This is a genomic window from Thalassospiraceae bacterium LMO-SO8, assembly GCA_031655335.1.
Lineage (GTDB): Bacteria > Pseudomonadota > Alphaproteobacteria > Rhodospirillales > Casp-alpha2 > UBA1479.
The window spans coordinates 1,233,395-1,249,620 of record CP134226.1; the positions used below are offsets into that span (position 1 = coordinate 1,233,395).

At 66.5% G+C, this 16,226-nt stretch carries 19 protein-coding genes and 1 other RNA gene; 12 read left to right on the plus strand and 8 right to left on the minus strand.

The window, feature by feature from the left end:
• The first annotated feature begins 3 nt into the window (after nt 1–3).
• The 6 genes from cydB to RJ527_05955 all read left to right on the plus strand — a co-directional run bounded on the left by cydB (nt 4) and on the right by RJ527_05955 (nt 3,297).
• A complete protein-coding gene (gene cydB, locus RJ527_05930) occupies nt 4–1,005 on the plus strand; it encodes a cytochrome d ubiquinol oxidase subunit II (GenBank protein WND77279.1) in 1,002 nt (333 codons plus the stop codon).
• Nucleotides 963–1,109, plus strand: a complete 147-nt coding sequence (locus RJ527_05935; GenBank protein WND77280.1) for a DUF2474 family protein — start codon at nt 963–965, stop codon at nt 1,107–1,109. Before cydB ends, RJ527_05935 begins: the two co-directional genes overlap by 43 nt.
• Before the next feature lie 36 nt (nt 1,110–1,145).
• Nucleotides 1,146–2,165, plus strand: a complete 1,020-nt coding sequence (locus RJ527_05940) for an LLM class flavin-dependent oxidoreductase (protein ID WND77281.1) — start codon at nt 1,146–1,148, stop codon at nt 2,163–2,165.
• A 308-nt stretch (nt 2,166–2,473) separates the two neighbouring features.
• Entirely contained in the window at nt 2,474–2,683 is a 210-nt protein-coding gene (locus tag RJ527_05945) for a cold-shock protein (GenBank protein WND77282.1), read from the plus strand.
• A 115-nt stretch (nt 2,684–2,798) separates the two neighbouring features.
• The gene (locus RJ527_05950; protein WND77283.1) at nt 2,799–2,972 is read left to right on the plus strand and encodes a hypothetical protein; all 174 of its coding nucleotides are present in this window, start codon (nt 2,799–2,801) and stop codon (nt 2,970–2,972) included.
• 139 nt (nt 2,973–3,111) lie between these two features.
• Nucleotides 3,112–3,297: a hypothetical protein gene (locus RJ527_05955; protein ID WND77284.1), complete on the plus strand. Its 186-nt coding sequence runs from the start codon at nt 3,112–3,114 to the stop codon at nt 3,295–3,297.
• A 19-nt stretch (nt 3,298–3,316) separates the two neighbouring features.
• Here RJ527_05955 and RJ527_05960 read toward each other — a convergent pair whose 3' ends face one another.
• A complete protein-coding gene (locus RJ527_05960) occupies nt 3,317–3,586 on the minus strand; it encodes a GIY-YIG nuclease family protein (GenBank protein ID WND77285.1) in 270 nt (89 codons plus the stop codon).
• Between the two features lie 64 nt (nt 3,587–3,650).
• On the opposite strand from RJ527_05960, the gene RJ527_05965 reads away from it, so the two are divergent.
• Nucleotides 3,651–4,301: a DsbA family oxidoreductase gene (locus RJ527_05965; GenBank protein WND77286.1), complete on the plus strand. Its 651-nt coding sequence runs from the start codon at nt 3,651–3,653 to the stop codon at nt 4,299–4,301.
• Here RJ527_05965 and fmt read toward each other — a convergent pair whose 3' ends face one another.
• Nucleotides 4,302–5,228: a methionyl-tRNA formyltransferase gene (gene fmt / locus RJ527_05970; GenBank protein WND77287.1), complete on the minus strand. Its 927-nt coding sequence runs from the start codon at nt 5,226–5,228 to the stop codon at nt 4,302–4,304.
• A 53-nt stretch (nt 5,229–5,281) separates the two neighbouring features.
• Entirely contained in the window at nt 5,282–5,809 is a 528-nt protein-coding gene (gene def / locus RJ527_05975; GenBank protein ID WND77288.1) for a peptide deformylase, read from the minus strand.
• A 128-nt stretch (nt 5,810–5,937) separates the two neighbouring features.
• Here def and RJ527_05980 point away from each other — a divergent pair, with 128 nt between their 5' ends.
• Complete coding sequence (locus RJ527_05980; GenBank protein WND77289.1) at nt 5,938–7,197, plus strand: nucleoside transporter C-terminal domain-containing protein; 1,260 nt, start codon at nt 5,938–5,940, stop codon at nt 7,195–7,197.
• On the opposite strand, the gene RJ527_05985 is transcribed toward RJ527_05980, so the two are convergent.
• Nucleotides 7,194–8,636, minus strand: coding sequence for a DUF4139 domain-containing protein (locus RJ527_05985; GenBank protein WND77290.1), 1,443 nt, complete (start codon nt 8,634–8,636; stop codon nt 7,194–7,196). The genes RJ527_05980 and RJ527_05985 overlap by 4 nt on opposite strands.
• A gap of 109 nt (nt 8,637–8,745) precedes the next feature.
• Here RJ527_05985 and rmuC point away from each other — a divergent pair, with 109 nt between their 5' ends.
• The gene (rmuC, locus tag RJ527_05990; GenBank protein WND77291.1) at nt 8,746–9,867 is read left to right on the plus strand and encodes a DNA recombination protein RmuC; all 1,122 of its coding nucleotides are present in this window, start codon (nt 8,746–8,748) and stop codon (nt 9,865–9,867) included.
• 16 nt (nt 9,868–9,883) lie between these two features.
• Here rmuC and recR read toward each other — a convergent pair whose 3' ends face one another.
• Both recR and RJ527_06000 read right to left on the minus strand, forming a co-directional pair.
• Nucleotides 9,884–10,486: a recombination mediator RecR gene (gene recR / locus RJ527_05995; GenBank protein WND77292.1), complete on the minus strand. Its 603-nt coding sequence runs from the start codon at nt 10,484–10,486 to the stop codon at nt 9,884–9,886.
• Nucleotides 10,487–10,503: 17 nt separating this feature from the next.
• Nucleotides 10,504–10,833, minus strand: a complete 330-nt coding sequence (locus RJ527_06000) for a YbaB/EbfC family nucleoid-associated protein (GenBank protein ID WND77293.1) — start codon at nt 10,831–10,833, stop codon at nt 10,504–10,506.
• 60 nt (nt 10,834–10,893) lie between these two features.
• On the opposite strand from RJ527_06000, the gene RJ527_06005 reads away from it, so the two are divergent.
• Entirely contained in the window at nt 10,894–11,730 is an 837-nt protein-coding gene (locus RJ527_06005) for a 3'-5' exonuclease (GenBank protein ID WND77294.1), read from the plus strand.
• 76 nt (nt 11,731–11,806) lie between these two features.
• Nucleotides 11,807–13,129, plus strand: coding sequence for a dicarboxylate/amino acid:cation symporter (locus tag RJ527_06010; protein WND77295.1), 1,323 nt, complete (start codon nt 11,807–11,809; stop codon nt 13,127–13,129).
• On the opposite strand, the gene RJ527_06015 is transcribed toward RJ527_06010, so the two are convergent.
• Nucleotides 13,126–14,958 carry a DNA polymerase III subunit gamma/tau gene (locus RJ527_06015; protein WND77296.1) on the minus strand — a complete coding sequence of 611 codons (1,833 nt, stop codon included), beginning with the start codon at nt 14,956–14,958 and terminating at the stop codon, nt 13,126–13,128. The two genes, RJ527_06010 and RJ527_06015, sit on opposite strands and share 4 nt — an antisense overlap.
• An 85-nt stretch (nt 14,959–15,043) precedes the next feature.
• Nucleotides 15,044–15,135, minus strand: an RNA gene (ffs, locus tag RJ527_06020) — signal recognition particle sRNA small type.
• Nucleotides 15,136–15,275: 140 nt separating this feature from the next.
• On the opposite strand from ffs, the gene nudC reads away from it, so the two are divergent.
• Nucleotides 15,276–16,208: an NAD(+) diphosphatase gene (gene nudC, locus RJ527_06025; protein WND77297.1), complete on the plus strand. Its 933-nt coding sequence runs from the start codon at nt 15,276–15,278 to the stop codon at nt 16,206–16,208.
• The last annotated feature ends 18 nt before the right edge of the window (nt 16,209–16,226 follow it).

The window sequence follows — 16,226 nt, forward strand, 5'->3', positions numbered from 1 at the left end:
GCCATGGCATTCGACCTCGCCTTCATCTGGGCCGGATTGATCGCTTTTTCGATCCTGGCCTATGTCGTGCTGGACGGCTTCGATCTGGGCGTCGGCATCCTGTTCCCCTTCCTGCGCACGGAACAGGACCGCGATACGGCGATGAATTCCGTTGCCCCCGTGTGGGACGGCAACGAAACCTGGCTGGTGCTGGGCGGGGGCGGATTGTTCGCCGTGTTCCCGCTGGCCTATGCGACGATCCTGCCGGCCCTGTATGCGCCCCTGATCGCCATGCTGATCGGCTTGATCTTCCGCGGCGTATCCTTTGAATTCCGGTGGCGTACGACGCGCGGCAAGTTCCTGTGGGATTGGGGCTTCACCGGCGGGTCGCTGCTTGCCACCTTCGCCCAGGGCATCACGCTGGGCGCCCTGGTTCAGGGCATCCATGTCGTCGACCGGGCCTATGCCGGCGGCTGGTGGGATTGGCTGACGCCGTTCAGCATCGTCACCGGGCTGGCCCTGGTGGCGGGCTACATGCTACTCGGCGCGACCTGGTTGGTCATGAAGACCGAGGGCCACCTGCGCACCAACGCCCGCGACATCGCCGAACGGGCCGCCATTGTGACCCTGCTGCTGATTGGCGGCGTCAGCCTGGCGACGCCCTATCTCAACCCTGTCTATCTCGAACGCTGGTTCACCGGCCCCACGGCAGCGTTCAGCCTGATCGTGCCGTCGCTTGTCGTGGTCTGCGTCTGGCAGATTTTCCGCGGCCTTTCCGACGGCAAGGACGCCCTGCCGTTCCTGGCCGCCCTCGGCCTGTTCGTGCTGTGCTATATCGGCATCGGCATCAGCTTCTATCCCTACATGGTGCCGCCCGGTATCACCATATGGGACGCGGCGGCGCCCGATGAAAGTCTTGGCTTCCTTCTGGTGGGGGCGGCCGTGCTGCTGCCCGTGATCCTCGGCTATACGGCCTATGCCTATTGGGTGTTCCGCGGCAAGGTCGACCCCGGGGGGTATCACTGAAACCGGCCTTCAAGCGGCTGCTGTGGTTCGCGGCCCTGTGGGCCGCCGGTGTTGCAACCGTGGGCGCGATCGCCTACGTGATTAGACTGGTCCTGTTGCCCTGACGGGCCGCCCTGCCTTTCCATCCTTGAGGCGCCTAAATGCTCAAGCTCTCCGTCCTCGACCAATCCACCGCCGCCCGGGACCAATCGCCGGCCCAGGCGATCCGCGACACCATCGCCCTTGCCAAGCATTGCGAGGACCTGGGCTATGCCCGGTTCTGGGTATCGGAACATCACGACCATCCGTCGATCGTCGGCACGGCGCCGGAAATCGTCATGGCCGCCGTGGCGCAATCGACGGACCGCATCCGCATCGGCTCGGCCGGGGTCATGCTGCCCCATTACGCGCCCTTGAAGGTCGCCGAGCAGTTCCGCGTGCTGGAGGCCATCGCCCCAGGGCGCATCGATCTGGGCCTGGGCCGGGCCCCCGGGTCCGACGGCAAGACCGCGTTGGCCCTCAACCCCAACGCGGCCGAGGACGCCGACCATTTTCCGGCCAACGTGCGCGACCTGATGGCCTGGGTGTCGGGCGCGGAATTGATCGACGGCCATCCCTTCCGGGGCGTCGAGGCCCATCCGATGTTTCCCGGGTCGCCGGAGATCTGGATGCTCGGCACCTCGGATTTCGGCGCCCAGGTGGCGGCGCACTTCGGCATTCCCTATTGCTTCGCGCACTTCATCACCGACGGCCACGGGGTCGAACGCGCGTTCGACATCTATCGCGAACGCTATCAGCCGTCGGAACGCCATCCCGAGCCTCAGGCCAGCGTCTGCATCTGGGCGCTCGCGGCGGACACGGAGGCCGAGGCCGAGCGCCTGTTCACGTCGCGCGCCCATGCCCGGCTGATGCGCGAGACGGGGCGGCGCGGGCCCATGGAATCGCCCGAGACGCTCGCCGGATACGACTATTCCGGGCCGGAGAAGGCCTGGCTCGCACAATACCGGGAACGGTCGATCGTCGGCACCGGCGAGCAGGTCCTGGCCGAACTGACCGGGCGGGCCCAGGCCTACGGCATCGACGAGGTCGTGGTGCTGACCTGGACCTATCATCAGGCCGACCGGCGGCGGTCCTACGCGTTGCTGGCCGAGGCGGCGTGGGGAAATTCCGGCAAAAAATAACTGAAAATCGGCCGGATTATATTTTCATTCATCAGTTATTTTTCATGTCTTTATTTATTGTTTCAGAACCATCGGCCTGAAATGTTTAAATAATTTATGGAAATAGGCGGGCGAAATATTTTAATTGTTTGACTTCGCCCGCTCATGCCCTTATGGTTCCGACCCAGCGAGTTGCATTTTGTTTTCGTGATTTGAAAGATCGGTCCGCCGGTCATCTTCGTGATCCCCTGACAATGCGAGCGTTATCCCGGCTGTTCGGCGCATGAGGCGCCGCACGGCACCCATACTCCTGTTAGAGGACATTAAAAATGACCACAGGTACCGTTAAGTTTTTCAACGCTGACAAAGGCTATGGCTTCATCGAACCGGAAGACGGTTCCAAGGACGCCTTCGTGCATATTTCCGCCGTCGAGCGCGCCGGTCTGAGCACCCTCAAGGAAGGCCAGAAGGTCACCTATGACCTGACCGCCGGCCAGAACGGCAAGACCGCCGCCGAGAATCTGTCGATCGCCGACTAATCAGAACGACGCCGGGTCACGGGAAAGGATCCGCTTCGGCGGGCCCTTTCCCGGCCTTGGCTACGGCGTCTGTCCGCAGGGACATTCTGATCCGTTCCCATCCGGAGAGACGACGATGGCTCAAAAGCCCAATTACGATTTCGAACGCAAAGAACGCGAGCGCCAGAAAGCCGCAAAGAAGGCCCAACGCGCCGCCGCGAAGGAAGCCGCAAAGGCAGGTACGTCCACCGACGCCAACCAGCCCGAAGCCGAGCCGACGGCGCCGATCCGGCCCGCCACGCCCGAATAATTTCGGCGGGGTGCGGCCGCCGGACGGCGCCGCCCCAACGTGATCACGTCATCACAAGAACACCCATCACCGCCGGCGACCGCGCCGGGGCAATCGCCCTGCGCCGCGCGCCCGGCCAAGACACCCACTAGGAATTTTCATGACCACCGAACAACACTTTCTCATCACCTATGGCCTGCACAACTTCGTCAGCCATGCGCCGGAATCGGCCCCGGGCCGCAACGCCTTCGTCATTCGCCGCCATGAAGGGGCCGACATGGTGCGCCATGCCACCTCCCTGATCGAAGGCAGCTACGGCGACCGCGCCGACATCCGTCTGATCTAACCTGGCGCCGCGATCCCGCCTATCCCGGGATCGCGCCGTCCAGCAGGGCGCGGCGGAACCTGCGGTCGCGCTTCAAGTGCCATTCCCGGGACATCGCCTCGCCCCGCGTGTGGTAACGCTCCACATACAAAACCCGCCACGCACGGCCCCGCGTCGACTTCGCCCCCTTGCCCGAATTATGGGCCGCGAGCCGCGCCGCCACGTCCGTCGTCCAACCGACATAGGTGCGGGCGTCGGCGCCGTCGGCGCTGCCCAGCACGTAGACGTAACAGCCATTTGATCCGTTCATGGTTTGAAATCCGGCATGGGGGCCCTAGATTGAGGTCACATCCGCAGGACAAGGAATACCCCCGATGGCCGATCCGATCACCCTGGAAGTCTTCTCCGATTACGTCTGTCCCTGGTGCTACCTGGGCGACAACCGGGTGAAACAGCTGAAGGAAAATTACGACGTCACCATCAAGCGGGTGCATTTCCCCCTGCATCCGGAAACCCCGGCCGAAGGCCGCACGCTGGCCGACATGTTCGGCACGGGGCCCGAGGAGATCGCGCAGAAAAACGCCCGCATGCAGGGCCTGATGCAGGCCGAGGGCCTGCCCTTCAAGGACCGCAGCCATACCTACAATTCGCGCCTGGCGCAGGAAGTCGGCAAGTGGGCTGATTCCCTGGGGGCCGAAACCCAGCCGGGCGGCGAGGCCATCCACGACAAATTCTTCGAAGCCTATTTCGTGGACCGCCGCAACATCGGCGACGTCGAGGTAATCCTGGACGTGGTCAAGGCCGCCGGCCTGGACGTGGACGAAGCCCGCAAGGTGATCGAGGAGAGGACCTTCAAGGACGCCGTCGACGCCGACTGGGCCAAGTCCCACCAATACGGCGTCACCGGCGTGCCGACCTTCGTCGCCGCCGGGCCCGACGGCCAGTTGCACGGACTGGTCGGCGCCCAGCCCTACGAAGGCCTGGCGCAACTGGCGCAGGCCGTGGGGGCGAAAAAGCGGGGTTAGCTAGACCTGCGTTCCCTTGGGAAGGTCGAAACCGCGCAGAAAATCGCCAGCCTCCATCGCCCCCTTGCCGGGCCGTTGCAGACGCGTCGGGCGCAGCGCCCCCACGCCGCATTTGATGGTCGCCCGGTCGTCGAGCACCGTGCCGGGCGCGGCATCGCCATCGTCGTCGACCGCTTCCGCCGCCAGGACCTTGATGCGCTCCTTGCCGGCCTCGAACCAGGTGCCCGGCCAGGGGTCGAAGGCGCGCACGGTGCGGGCGAGCTCGGCCGCCGGTTTCGTCCAGTCGAGCCGCCCTTCGGCCTTGTCCAGCTTGGCCGCGTAGGTCACGCCCGTCTCGGGCTGTGGCGCGGCGTCGAGCGTTCCGGCCTGCAATCCCTCCAGCGCCTTGACGATCAGCTTGGCCCCCAGGGCCGAGAGATCATCGTGCAGCGCCCCCGCCGTGGTCGCCTCGGTGATCGGCAGTTTGCCGTCCAGCAGCATGGGCCCCGTGTCGAGACCCACGTCCATCTGCATGATGGTCACGCCCGTTTCCCTATCCCCCGCCTGGATCGCGCGCTGAATGGGCGCGGCGCCCCGCCAGCGCGGCAGCAGCGAGGCATGGATGTTGAGGCAACCCAGGCGGGGAGCGTCGAGCACCGCCTGGGGCAGGATCAGGCCGTAGGCGACGACCACGGCCGCGTCCGCCTTGAGGTCCGCGAAGGCAGCCTGTTCGGCCGGATCCTTCAGGCTTTTCGGCGTGCGCACGGGAAGGCCCTTTTCCAGCGCGAAGGCATGGACCGGACAAGGCGTTTCCTTGTGGCCCCGGTTGGCCGGGCGCGGCGGCTGGGCATAGACGCATTTCACGCGGTGCCCCGCGTCCAACAGCGCCTGAAGCGCCGGAATCGAGAAATCGGGCGAACCCATGAAGATGAGGTCGAGGGCGGTCATGGAAGGGTTTTAGAGGGCGCGGCGGGCGCGGTAAAGCGCCGGAGCGGCATCGGTCAGGCCGTGGCTTCTTCCGCCTGCTGCTTTTTCAGCTTTTGCAGCTTCTTGATGATCATGTTGCGCTTGAGGGACGAGATGTGGTCGACGAACAGCACGCCGTCCAGATGGTCGATCTCATGCTGGATGCAGGTCGCCAGGATGTCGTCGGCGTCGATCGTGCGAATCTCGTTTTCGCGGTCGAGATAGCGGACCTTGACCGCCTCGGGCCGCACCACCTCGGCGAAATGCTCGGGCAGGGACAGGCAGCCTTCCTCGTAGCTGCGCGCGTCGTCGCTTTCCCAGATGACTTCCGGATTGGCCATCTGCATCGGCTGACGCCCGTCGCCGTCGCGCGCCACATCGACCACGATGATGCGTTTCAGAACCCCGACCTGCGGCCCAGCCAGGCCGATGCCGTTGGCGGCGTACATGGTGTCCAGCATGTCGTCCATGATCTTGCGCACCTCGTCGTCGACTTTCGCGACGGGTTCGGCCCGGCGCTTCAGGCGCGGGTCGGGGGCGACGATGATTTCAAGCACGGACATGACGGCAGTTTAACCCAGGTCTCTGGAACGGGGAATTCCCCCCAGATATGGCCTCGGACGGCAATGGTCAAGGCCTTGCGCCATTCCCGCTTGCCCTGCCCGGCAATGCGGCTACTCTCATCCCCGCAATGATTTGGCAGAGCATCATCGGCCTGGCCGCCTTCGTCGGCCTGGCATGGGGGATCGGGGGACTGTGGCAGGGGGGCTTCAAGCGCGCCTTCCCGCTGCGCGTCGTCCTGGCCGGGCTTGCGTTGCAGGCGGCGATCGCCCTGGTGCTGCTTAATTTCCCACCGGCCAAGGCCCTGTTCCTGGCCGCCAACCGGGCCGTTCTGGCGCTCCATGACGCGACCCTCGACGGCACCAAGGTGGTGTTCGGCTACATCGGCGGCGGCGCCCTGCCGTTCACCGAAAGCTACCCGGGGGCAAGCTTCATCCTGGCCTTCCAGGCTTTGCCCCTGGTGCTGGTCATCAGCGCGCTGTCGGCCCTGTTGTTCTATTGGCGCATCCTGCCCGCCGTGGTCCGCGCCTTCGCCTGGGCGCTCAACCGCACCCTGGGCCTCAGCGGTGCCGCCGGGGTGGCGACGGCGGCCAACGTGTTCGTCGGCATGGTCGAGGCCCCGGTGCTGATCCGCCCCTACCTGAAACGGATGTCGCCGGCCGACCTGTTCCTGGTCATGACCGCCGGCATGGCGACCATCGCCGGCACCATGCTGGTGCTCTACGCCACCATCCTGAAGGACGTGCTGTCCGATTCCGCGGGTCATCTGCTGATCGCGTCGATGATGAACGCCTGCGGCGCCGTGATCATGGCGCGGCTGATGATGCCGGCCCCGGAGGGTGCCGCCGATACCGCCGCCCCCCTCGACCCGTCGCCCGACCGCGGCGTGATGGAGGCGATCACCCGCGGCACCGGCGACGGGGTGCCGCTGCTGATCAACATCATCGCCATGATCATCGTCCTGGTGGCCCTGGTCAGTCTGGTCAACATGACGCTCGGCATGATCCCCGACGTGGGTGCTGGCCCCCTCACCCTGCAACGCATCCTCGGCTGGGTCATGGCGCCGGTGGTGTGGCTGATGGGCGTGCCCTGGGCCGAGGCGCCGCAGGCGGGGGCCCTCATGGGCATCAAGACCGTGCTGAATGAGTTTTTGGCCTATCTGGAGATGGCCAAGCTGGGGCCGGCGGTGCTGTCCGACCGCAGCCGCCTGATCCTGACCTACGCCATGTCGGGCTTCGCCAATTTCGGATCGCTGGGCATCATGATCGGCGGGCTGGCCGCCATGGCGCCGGAGCGCCGGGCCGAGATCGTGAAACTCGCCCCCATGACCCTGGTGTCGGGCACGCTGTCGACCTGCCTAAGCGGGGCGATGGTCGGCATTCTCGGCTAGCGCAATACCCGCACCTTGTAGGTCAGGGTCAGATCGCCCTTGCCCGGCACCTCGACCAGCCAGCGCGCCCGGTCGCCGGACCGCTCGTGCGCCAGAGAACTTTCAACGATGGTCCAGTCGCCGGGCAGAATCTCGGCGAGACGCACCCGCGCCGGTTTGGCGCGGCCGTTGGTAACGGTGATCTTAAAGGTTCCCTCCACATTGCGGCCCTGGGCGTCCAGGCGCTTGAAGGCGGTCTGTTCGCGCTTGACCGTGACGTCGAAGGCGCGGCCCAGGGTGACGATCACCCGCCCGCCGTCCGGCGTGTCGGCGATGCGGTCCGATCCGGCGAACAGGGTCTGGCCGTCGGCGCCCGTGCGGTAGGCGCGGACGATCCCGCCCGGCAGCGGCAGGCCGCCCGCGACCAGGGCCTTGTTGTCGAAACCGAGGCGCACCTGGGGATGGTCCGGGGCGGGGTCGCCCGGCGCCGGGCCGAACAGCTGCGGATTGCCGAGGCTGAGCAGGGTTTCCGACACGGGCACCTCGACCGGACCCAGGAGCGCCACCTGTTTGCGCTCTCCGGCGGCCAGGGTCTGGGCGCCCGGCAGGGTATAGACATGCACCGCCCCTTGGGCTTCCCGCACGGGCAGGGCCGCGTCGGCGGCGGCCCCTCGTGCCTCGGCCATCATCACGCGCGGCGCCCCCTTGGCCATGGGTTGGGGGGCGCCCATCGCGCGGTTGACCTCGCCCGCGACCAGGCGCAGGCGGGCCGCATCCAGGGCCACGCCCGTGTCGTTCTGCACCGACGCCCAGCCGGACAGGCTGATCCGCCCGCCGTCGGGGGCGACGACGGCCGTGTAGTCGGTTGACCAGGACAGGCCCTCGGTAATGTAGGTCAGGGTCAGGCCCTTCACGTCCGCGCCGGCGGAAATGCGCGCCGTCAGGCTGGGCTTGGCCGCCAGGTCGCCGACATCGTCCGGAAACACCAGCCGGCCCGGCATGCCCGTCTCGATCCGCCCACCCAGGCGCAGCACGACGCCGTTCTGAATGGACAGCACCGTCGCCTTTTCGATCCGCTCCTCGCCCGTGGTCGGATGGACCTTGACCACGCCGACCTCCTTGCCGAGGAAGCGTTCCAGCAGGCTGCGGGGGGTCAGCAGGTTGCGGGCAAGCGACAGCGACTGCACCGCGATGCCGCCGCCGTCACCGGCAAGGCGCAGGCTTTCGGCCAGGGTCCGCTGGCTGATGCCGTCGAGCATGATGTCCCGCGTGCCCGCCTGCGGCGTCAGGGCGCGGCGCTCCCAGATCTGGCCGAAGCCGCCCGTGAACACGGTGACCACCCGTTCGGCGGCTTGGCCGGGGGCCGGCGCCTGCGCCTCGCCGCGAATCGGCAGGACCAGGACGGGCAGGGCCAACACGGCGGCGGCCAAGATTGCGGAACGATGGATCGGGCGGGACATGGCGGTCTCCTTGGGATTGGGCGGGGGCTCAGGTTCCCTGTTTGTTTTCCTGGGCCGGTTGCGTCAAGCTTGGCCTCTAATTCCGCCGGAAACAAGGCAGCGACACGTCATGGATGTGACCATTCTGGACAACACGGGCGCGGTACTCGGCATCGGGCTCGGCCTGCTGGCGGTGCTGGTTGCGCTGGTTTTCGCCGTGACCCAGCGTGCGCGGCGGGAAAACCTGGACCAGATGGCGCGGATCGCGGAAATGGCCGATGCCCTGTCGCGCCAGCAGGCGGAACTGTCCGGCGCATTGCAGCAGTCGCAGATGACCGTGAACGACCGCCTGGACGGCCTCGGCAAGCGGCTCGGCGACAGCCTGCATCAGCAGTCGGAACGCACGGGCCAGTCGTTGAAGACGCTGTACGAACGCCTCGCCGTCATCGACCACGCGCAGAAGAACCTGACCGACCTGTCGCAACAGATGGTCGGCTTGCAGGACATCCTGTCCAACAAGCAGGCGCGCGGCGCCTTCGGGGAAATCCAGTTGAACGACCTGGTGACCGCGACCCTGCCGCCCTCGGCCTATGAATTCCAGGTCACCCTGAACAACGGCAAGCGCGCGGACTGCTTGCTCAAGCTGCCCAATCCGCCGGGTTCCATCGTGATCGACGCCAAGTTCCCGCTGGAAAGCTATCAGGCCCTGCGCGACGCGGGCTCGGACGAAGCGGCGCGCATCGCCGCCGGGCGGCGCTTCGCCCAGGACGTGAAGACCCATGTGGTCGCGATCTCGGAAAAATACATCGTGCCCGGAGAGACGGCGGAATCGGCGCTCATGTTCCTGCCGTCGGAAGCGGTCTATGCGGAACTGCACGCCAATTTCGTCAACGTGGTCGAGGAAAGCTACCGCCGCCGCGTGTGGATCGTCTCGCCGACCACGCTGATGGCGACGCTCAACACCGTGCGGGCGATCCTGAAGGATTCCCGGATGAGGGAGCAGGCCCACGTGATCCAGGCCGAGGTCCAGAAGATGATGGAGGACGTGGGACGGCTCGACGACCGGGTCGGCAAGCTGCAAACCCATTTCGATCAGGCGACCAAGGACATCCGCGACATCCGCGTCTCGACCGACAAGATCACCAAGCGGGGCGAGAAGATCGAGGACCTGCAATTGGCCGACGAAACCCCGGCGGAAGACCTGCCGCCGGCGGCCGCGCCCAACCTGCGCGTGCTCGGCCGCGACGACTGATCGACTGCGGTAAAGTTCAGGCCAGCGGCCGCCGCGCCTTCATGGCCGCCGTCAGGGTGCCGTCGTCCAGGTAATCGAGTTCGCCCCCCACGGGCACGCCATGGGCCAGGCCCGATACCACGACCTCCTTGCCCAGGCCCGCGACGCGGTCGGCGATGTAATGGGCCGTGGTCTGGCCGTCGACGGTGGCGTTGGTCGCCAGGATCACTTCCGTCACCCCGCCCGCCTGGATGCGCGAGCAGAGGCCCGGAATGCGCAGGTCCTCGGGCGTGACGCCATCGAGGGCCGACAAGGTGCCGCCCAGCACGTGGTAGTGGCCCTTGAATCCGGCCGTGCGTTCCAGCGCCCACAGGTCGGCGACGTCCTCGACCACGCAGATCTGCGTGGGGTCGCGGCGGCCGTCCGTGCAGATGTCGCAGGGATCGCGGGTGTCCAGATTGCCGCAGACCGAACAGGTCTTGATGTTCTCGGCCGCCGCGTCGAGGGCGCGGGCGAGCGGGCCCATGAGGCTGTCCGTCCGTTTCATCAGGTGCAGCACGGCGCGCCGGGCCGAGCGCGGGCCCAGCCCCGGCAGCTTGGCCAGCAACGAGATCAGGCGATCGATGTCGGAGGTGACCATGCCGGGAATTCAGAAAATCAGAACGGCAGCTTGAAGCCGGGCGGCAGGCCGAGGCCGCCGGTCAAATCCTGCATGCGGGCCTGCATTTCGCGCTCCGCCTTGCCCTTGGCGTCGTTGATGGCGGCGGTGATGAGGTCTTCCAGGACCTCGACGTCCGTATCGGCGCCCGACAACAGGGAGGGGTCGATCTTCACGCCCCGCGCCTCGCCCTTGCCGTTCAGCGTGACCTCGACCATGCCGGCACCGGACGCGCCCGTGACCTCAAGTTCCGCCAGTTCGTCCTGCATGCGGGCCATCTTGGCCTGGATTTCCTGGGCCTGCTGCATCATCTTGCCGAGGTTCTTCATGGGGCGCTCGCTTCTTCAAAGGGTGTCCGGGGACCTGTCGGGGAGTGTATAACAACCCTCATGCAGCATAGAAACCTCTTCGTCTTCGACATCGAAACCATCGCCGACACGGACGCCGTGCCGGCGCTGACCGGCTTCGACGATCCCGACGTCCAGGCCCGGCGCGACGAGTTGTCCCGCTATCACCTGGAAATCACCGACGGGCGCAACGATTTCCACCGCCAGCCCTTTCACCGGGTCGTCGCCATCAGCTTCCTCGAGGCCGAGATCGAGCACACGCCGAGCGGCGGCGAGGTGTATCACCTGAAGGAACTGCGCTCGGGCGGCGAGGCCAGCTTCGGCGAGAAGAAGCTGCTGCAAGGCTTCTTCGGCTATTTCGAGCGCCTGCGCCCCCGGCTGGTCAGCTTCAACGGCCGGGGCTTCGACCTGCCGGTCCTGAAATACCGCGCCATGGCCCATGGCGTGCAGGCGCCGCTGCTGCACGACACGTCCAACAAATGGGAAAACTACACCGCGCGCTACGCCCTCGATTGGCATTGCGATCTGATCGAAGCCTTGTCGGATTTCGGCGCCTCGGCGCGCATCAAGCTGAACGAGGTCTGCGCGATCCTGGGCCTGCCCGGCAAGTTCGGCGTCGACGGATCGCAGGTCGCCCCCATGTTCGACGAGGGGCGCGTCGCGGAAATCCGCGACTACTGCGAAACGGACGTGCTGAACACCTATCTGGTCTACCTGCGCTGGCAGCACCATCGCGGCGTGCTGACGACGGAGGCGCTCAACAAGGCGCTCGCCGACGTGATCTCATTGGTCGACGCCGAGGGCGAGGCCCGCCCGCGCCTGCGCAAGTTCATCGAGGCCTGGGGCGAGGCGTCGGGCAATAAGTTCCTGATGGACTAGGCCGATGAGCAGACCTCCAAGCCCACCCCCAGACTGGACGCCTGTGGAGAACTCCCGGCGGCGCTCACTGTTGCCCATGGCGGAATCCCTGCAAAATCTGGTGCGCGGTCGATTGTGGCTGCAGGTCCTGATCGGCATGGTGCTCGGCATCGCCACGGGCATGGCACTGGGTCCCAGCGCCGGCCTGGTGACGCATTCCACGGCCTCCGTCATCGGCAATTGGCTCGCTTTTCCCGGACAATTGTTCCTGGCGTCGATCCAGATGATCGTCATTCCTCTTGTGTTCGCCTCCATCATTCGGGGGCTGTCCGCGAATAATGATCTGGGGCAGTTGCGGCGGCTCGGACTTCGGACCGTGATTTATTTCGTCATCACCACTGCCATTGCCGTCGCCATCGGAATCTGGCTGGCGCTGGTCATCGAACCCGGCCATTACCTGGACGCAGCAAGCATTCGTTCGGGACTAGACCCATTACCCCAGGCGGCCGCAGACGGCCTGCTGGCGACGCCATCCATCGGCAATCTGCCGCAGCAGTTTCTCACCCTTGTTCCGTCCAATCCGCTGTCGTCCATGGTCGAAAGCAACATGCTGCAGGTCGTCATCTTCGCCAGCGTGGTCGGCGTCGCCCTTGTCATAATGGACCGCGACAAGGCCAAGCCCATGTTGGATCTGCTGGCATCCCTCCAGGAAGTCTGCATGACCGTGGTGCGCTGGGCCATGTGGCTGGCACCCTGGGCGGTGTTCGGGCTGTTGGCGCAATTGACGTCCAAGATCGGCCTGCAATCCCTGATCGGCATGGCGATCTACGTCGGCACGGTGTTGCTCGGTCTACTCTGCCTTCTGGTGTTGCTTTTGGCCATCGCCCGCATCGGGGCCGGAATGCCCCCGGGACGTTTTCTGCACGCGGCCAGGGACGTGATGCTGCTCGCCTTCTCAACCTCGAGTTCCGCCGCTGTCATGCCGCTTTCCATCAAGACCGCTGAAGAACGGCTGGACGTCCGTCCCGTCGTCAGTCAGTTCGTCATCCCCATGGGCGCCACCATCAACATGAACGGTACGGCGCTTTACCAGGGCGTGGCGGCCATCTTCCTGGCCCAGGTCTTTGGCGTGGAAATCGGAGCGGGCGGGTTGACGCTGATCGTTCTAACGGCGGTGGGGGCTTCTATCGGATCGCCGGCCACGCCCGGGGTCGGCATCGTTGTTCTGTCCTCGATCCTGGCCACCGTCGGCGTGCCGCCGGCGGGCATCGCCTTGATCATGGGCGTCGACCGTATCCTGGACATGTGCCGCACATCCCTCAACGTGGTCGGGGATCTGGTCGCCTGCGTCCTGATGGACCGCTGGATGCGGCGCGAGGAGAGGACTGCGAGCCAGGCAAAGACCAGCGGGGTCGCCTAGTCGTCGTCCCGCCGGTCCCGGTGACGAACATCGGAAATCTCGGCCCCCGGGAACGCCTCCATCACCGCCTTGACCAGGGGGTGTTGGGACACTTCGTCCTTTTCCGCGGCCTGGGCCTTGGCGCGCTGTTCAGCCAGGGTCGGCTGGCCCGCTTCGTTGGACACGGTGACCATCCAGCGCTCGCCGGTGACGGACTTCAGAAACTTGCCCAAATCGCCCGCAAGGTTGTCGGGGGCGCCGGGGCCGGGGCGGAATTCCATGCGGCCCGGCTCGAACGTCACCAGATGGACCTGGGCCGTCATGTGGGATTGCAGGATGCCTTCTTTCAGTTGCCCGGCCAGGGCGACCAGATCGGTGAAGCTTTCGATCCGCGCCTGCATCGGGCCGCTGTCCGCCGCCGTCGTGGGGGCCGGATCGTAATCCGGTTCCGCATCGTAATCGGGGGCGTCGTCGTAATCGGGTTCGGGCTGGGCCAGGGCGCGGGCGGCACCGCCGCCGGAAGACGGCGCCGGGGACGCGGGCGGGGTCGGCGCGGCGGACTGGGCCGCCGGCGGCTGTGGTGCGGGCGCTTGCGGGGCAGGTGCCGTAGGTGCGGGCGCGGCGGCGGCGTCCTCGGTCAGCCGGCGGATCGCCTCTTCCGGGGTCGGCATGTTGGCCGCATGGGCCAGGCGCACGATGACCATTTCCGTCGCCTGGATGGCGTTGGGCGCGTGCTGAACCTCGCCCACGCCCTTCAGCAGCATCTGCCAGGCCCGGGCGAGGGCGCCCATGCCGAGGCGTTCCGAAAGGTCCTTGCCGCGCACGCGCTCGATCTCGGGCACGGCGGGGTCGGTCAGGGTTTCCGGCACCAGTTTGGCGCGGGTCAGGAAGTGGACGATTTCCAGAAGGTCGTTCAGCACCGCCGCCGGATCGGCGCCGTCCTGATACATGGCGGCCAGCTGGTTGAGGGCGCCGGGCGTGTCGCCCTGGAGCGTCTTTTCCAACAGGTCGAAGCCCTGCGAGCGGTCGGCCAGGCCCAGCATGTCGCGCACCAGGTCCTCGCCGATCGCCCCTTCGGTCATGGCGATGGCCTGGTCCAGGATCGACAGGCCGTCGCGCACGGAGCCGTCGGCGGCCCGCGCGATGACGTGCAGCGCGGCCTCGGATATCTCGGCCCCTTCCTTGGCGCAGATGCCCTTGAAGTGGTCGGCCAAGCGCTGCACCTCGATGCGGCGCAGATCGAAGCGCTGGCAGCGCGACAGCACCGTCACCGGCACCTTGCGGATTTCCGTGGTGGCGAAGATGAACTTCACATGCTCGGGCGGCTCTTCCAACGTCTTCAACAGGGCGTTGAAGGCGTTCTTCGACAGCATGTGGACTTCATCGATGATGTAGATCTTGAACCGGGCCGAGGTCGGCCGGTAGCGCACGCCGTCGATGATTTCCCGGATGTCGTCGACCCCGGTGCGCGACGCCGCGTCCATTTCCATGACATCGACATGGCGGTCCTGGGCGATGGCCTTGCAATTGGCGCAGACGCCGCAGGGATCGACCGTGGGGCCGCCGGTGCCGTCGGGGCCGACGCAGTTGAGCGCGCGGGCGATGATGCGGGCGGTCGTCGTCTTGCCGACGCCCCGCACGCCCGTCAGCACGAAGGCATGGGCAAGCCGGCCGGCGGCGATGGCATTGGTCAGGGTGCGGACCATCGCTTCCTGGCCGATCAGGCTGGTGAAGTCGGTGGGCCGGTATTTGCGCGCGAGAACCTGATAGGCCGCCTGGTCGGGGGCGGCGTCACTCCCGCCGGAAGCGGCGGGTGCGGGATGGTCCCGGGTTGCGTCCATATCGTCCATGGGCCGTCCGTGGCGGGAGGGGCTGGTTGGCCCGGCTTTGGGCGGCGGCGGCGCCCCTTGGGGCCGCGCACCTGGGAAAATTAAGCGGAGACTGGCACCGACCCGGGCCGAAACTCGTTACGGCTGCTTCCTTCCGGACCTGACCGGGTTCGCGAGGAAGCCCGTCCGGGCCAGTCTCCTGACCCTAATATAGCAACTCTTGGCCGGGTTTCCACAAGCGTGGCGCATCTCCCTGCTGGGGATAAATCGCGGACCCCGTCAGGGCCGTTGCCAAGGGCCCGTGCCTGTGCCAATTTTCCCGGATGCCGAAAAGATTGATGTATACGGGCGGTCCCCTGGACCGGGCCGGCGACCGGCGGCGCGATGCCGCCGGGGTCGCGGAACTCCTCAACCATCCCAAGGCCCGGGTTGCACCCGTGTGGCGCGACCGCAACCTGGTGGAACCTGGAGACAGCCCGCGGGCGGGCTGGCTGACCGGCGAGGCGGCGGTCATCGTGACGACCCAGGCCAGCGTGCAGGTGTTTCTGGGCATGTGGGAAGATGCACCCTATTTCGCCGTCGACCTGTCCCATCACGACGAGGACGCCCTGCCCAACCTGGTCAACGGTGCCACCTTCGAGGACCTGCGCCAGATCGGACGCCTGCTCGCCGCCGAAGAGGCGACGATCCTGGCCTATGCCAGGGGCATGACCCATTGGCACCGGCGACAGAAATACTGCAGCGACTGCGGCAGCCCCACGGAGGCCCGCGACAGCGGCCATGTCCAGGTCTGCACCAATCCGGATTGCGGGCGCTCGCACTTCCCACGCACGGACCCGGCGGTGATCATGCTGGTGACCCACGTCGGGGCCGACGGCGTCGACCGCTGTTTGCTGGGCTGGTCGACGCGCTGGGACTTTCCCATGTATTCGACCCTGGCCGGGTTCGTGGAACCCGGCGAAAGCCTGGAGGAAGCCGTGGCCCGCGAGGTGCTGGAGGAATCGGGTATCCGCGTCGCCGACGTGACCTACCGAGGGTCGCAGCCCTGGCCGTTTCCGGCCTCGCTGATGCTGGGCTTCCGGGCGCGGGGGCTGAACGACGACATCACCGTCGATCCCACGGAAATCCGCGAGGCCAAGTGGTTTTCCCGCGCCGATCTGGCCCAGTTCGGCGAATTCTACGGCGAGACGGACCCCAATCGCCCGCGCCTGCCGCGCACGGACAGTATCTCGCGGCGGCTGATCAACGATTGGATCGACGAGGGCGACTGAGGCCGCGCCCGTGAACCA

What these genes read in the sequence shown, in the direction of transcription:
- RJ527_05950 (WND77283.1), top strand. Translation starts at nt 2,799, where the DNA reads ATGGCTCAAAAGCCCAATTACGATTTCGAACGCAAAGAACGCGAGCGC.
- RJ527_06005 (WND77294.1), top strand. Translation starts at nt 10,894, where the DNA reads ATGCAGCATAGAAACCTCTTCGTCTTCGACATCGAAACCATCGCCGAC.
- rmuC (WND77291.1), top strand. Translation starts at nt 8,746, where the DNA reads ATGGATGTGACCATTCTGGACAACACGGGCGCGGTACTCGGCATCGGG.
- recR (WND77292.1), bottom strand. Translation starts at nt 10,486, where the DNA reads ATGGTCACCTCCGACATCGATCGCCTGATCTCGTTGCTGGCCAAGCTG.
- RJ527_06015 (WND77296.1), bottom strand. Translation starts at nt 14,958, where the DNA reads ATGGACGATATGGACGCAACCCGGGACCATCCCGCACCCGCCGCTTCC.
- cydB (WND77279.1), top strand. Translation starts at nt 4, where the DNA reads ATGGCATTCGACCTCGCCTTCATCTGGGCCGGATTGATCGCTTTTTCG.
- fmt (WND77287.1), bottom strand. Translation starts at nt 5,228, where the DNA reads ATGACCGCCCTCGACCTCATCTTCATGGGTTCGCCCGATTTCTCGATT.
- RJ527_06000 (WND77293.1), bottom strand. Translation starts at nt 10,833, where the DNA reads ATGAAGAACCTCGGCAAGATGATGCAGCAGGCCCAGGAAATCCAGGCC.
- nudC (WND77297.1), top strand. Translation starts at nt 15,276, where the DNA reads ATGTATACGGGCGGTCCCCTGGACCGGGCCGGCGACCGGCGGCGCGAT.
- RJ527_06010 (WND77295.1), top strand. Translation starts at nt 11,807, where the DNA reads ATGGCGGAATCCCTGCAAAATCTGGTGCGCGGTCGATTGTGGCTGCAG.
- RJ527_05940 (WND77281.1), top strand. Translation starts at nt 1,146, where the DNA reads ATGCTCAAGCTCTCCGTCCTCGACCAATCCACCGCCGCCCGGGACCAA.
- RJ527_05980 (WND77289.1), top strand. Translation starts at nt 5,938, where the DNA reads ATGATTTGGCAGAGCATCATCGGCCTGGCCGCCTTCGTCGGCCTGGCA.
- RJ527_05965 (WND77286.1), top strand. Translation starts at nt 3,651, where the DNA reads ATGGCCGATCCGATCACCCTGGAAGTCTTCTCCGATTACGTCTGTCCC.
- RJ527_05945 (WND77282.1), top strand. Translation starts at nt 2,474, where the DNA reads ATGACCACAGGTACCGTTAAGTTTTTCAACGCTGACAAAGGCTATGGC.
- RJ527_05985 (WND77290.1), bottom strand. Translation starts at nt 8,636, where the DNA reads ATGTCCCGCCCGATCCATCGTTCCGCAATCTTGGCCGCCGCCGTGTTG.
- RJ527_05960 (WND77285.1), bottom strand. Translation starts at nt 3,586, where the DNA reads ATGAACGGATCAAATGGCTGTTACGTCTACGTGCTGGGCAGCGCCGAC.
- RJ527_05955 (WND77284.1), top strand. Translation starts at nt 3,112, where the DNA reads ATGACCACCGAACAACACTTTCTCATCACCTATGGCCTGCACAACTTC.
- def (WND77288.1), bottom strand. Translation starts at nt 5,809, where the DNA reads ATGTCCGTGCTTGAAATCATCGTCGCCCCCGACCCGCGCCTGAAGCGC.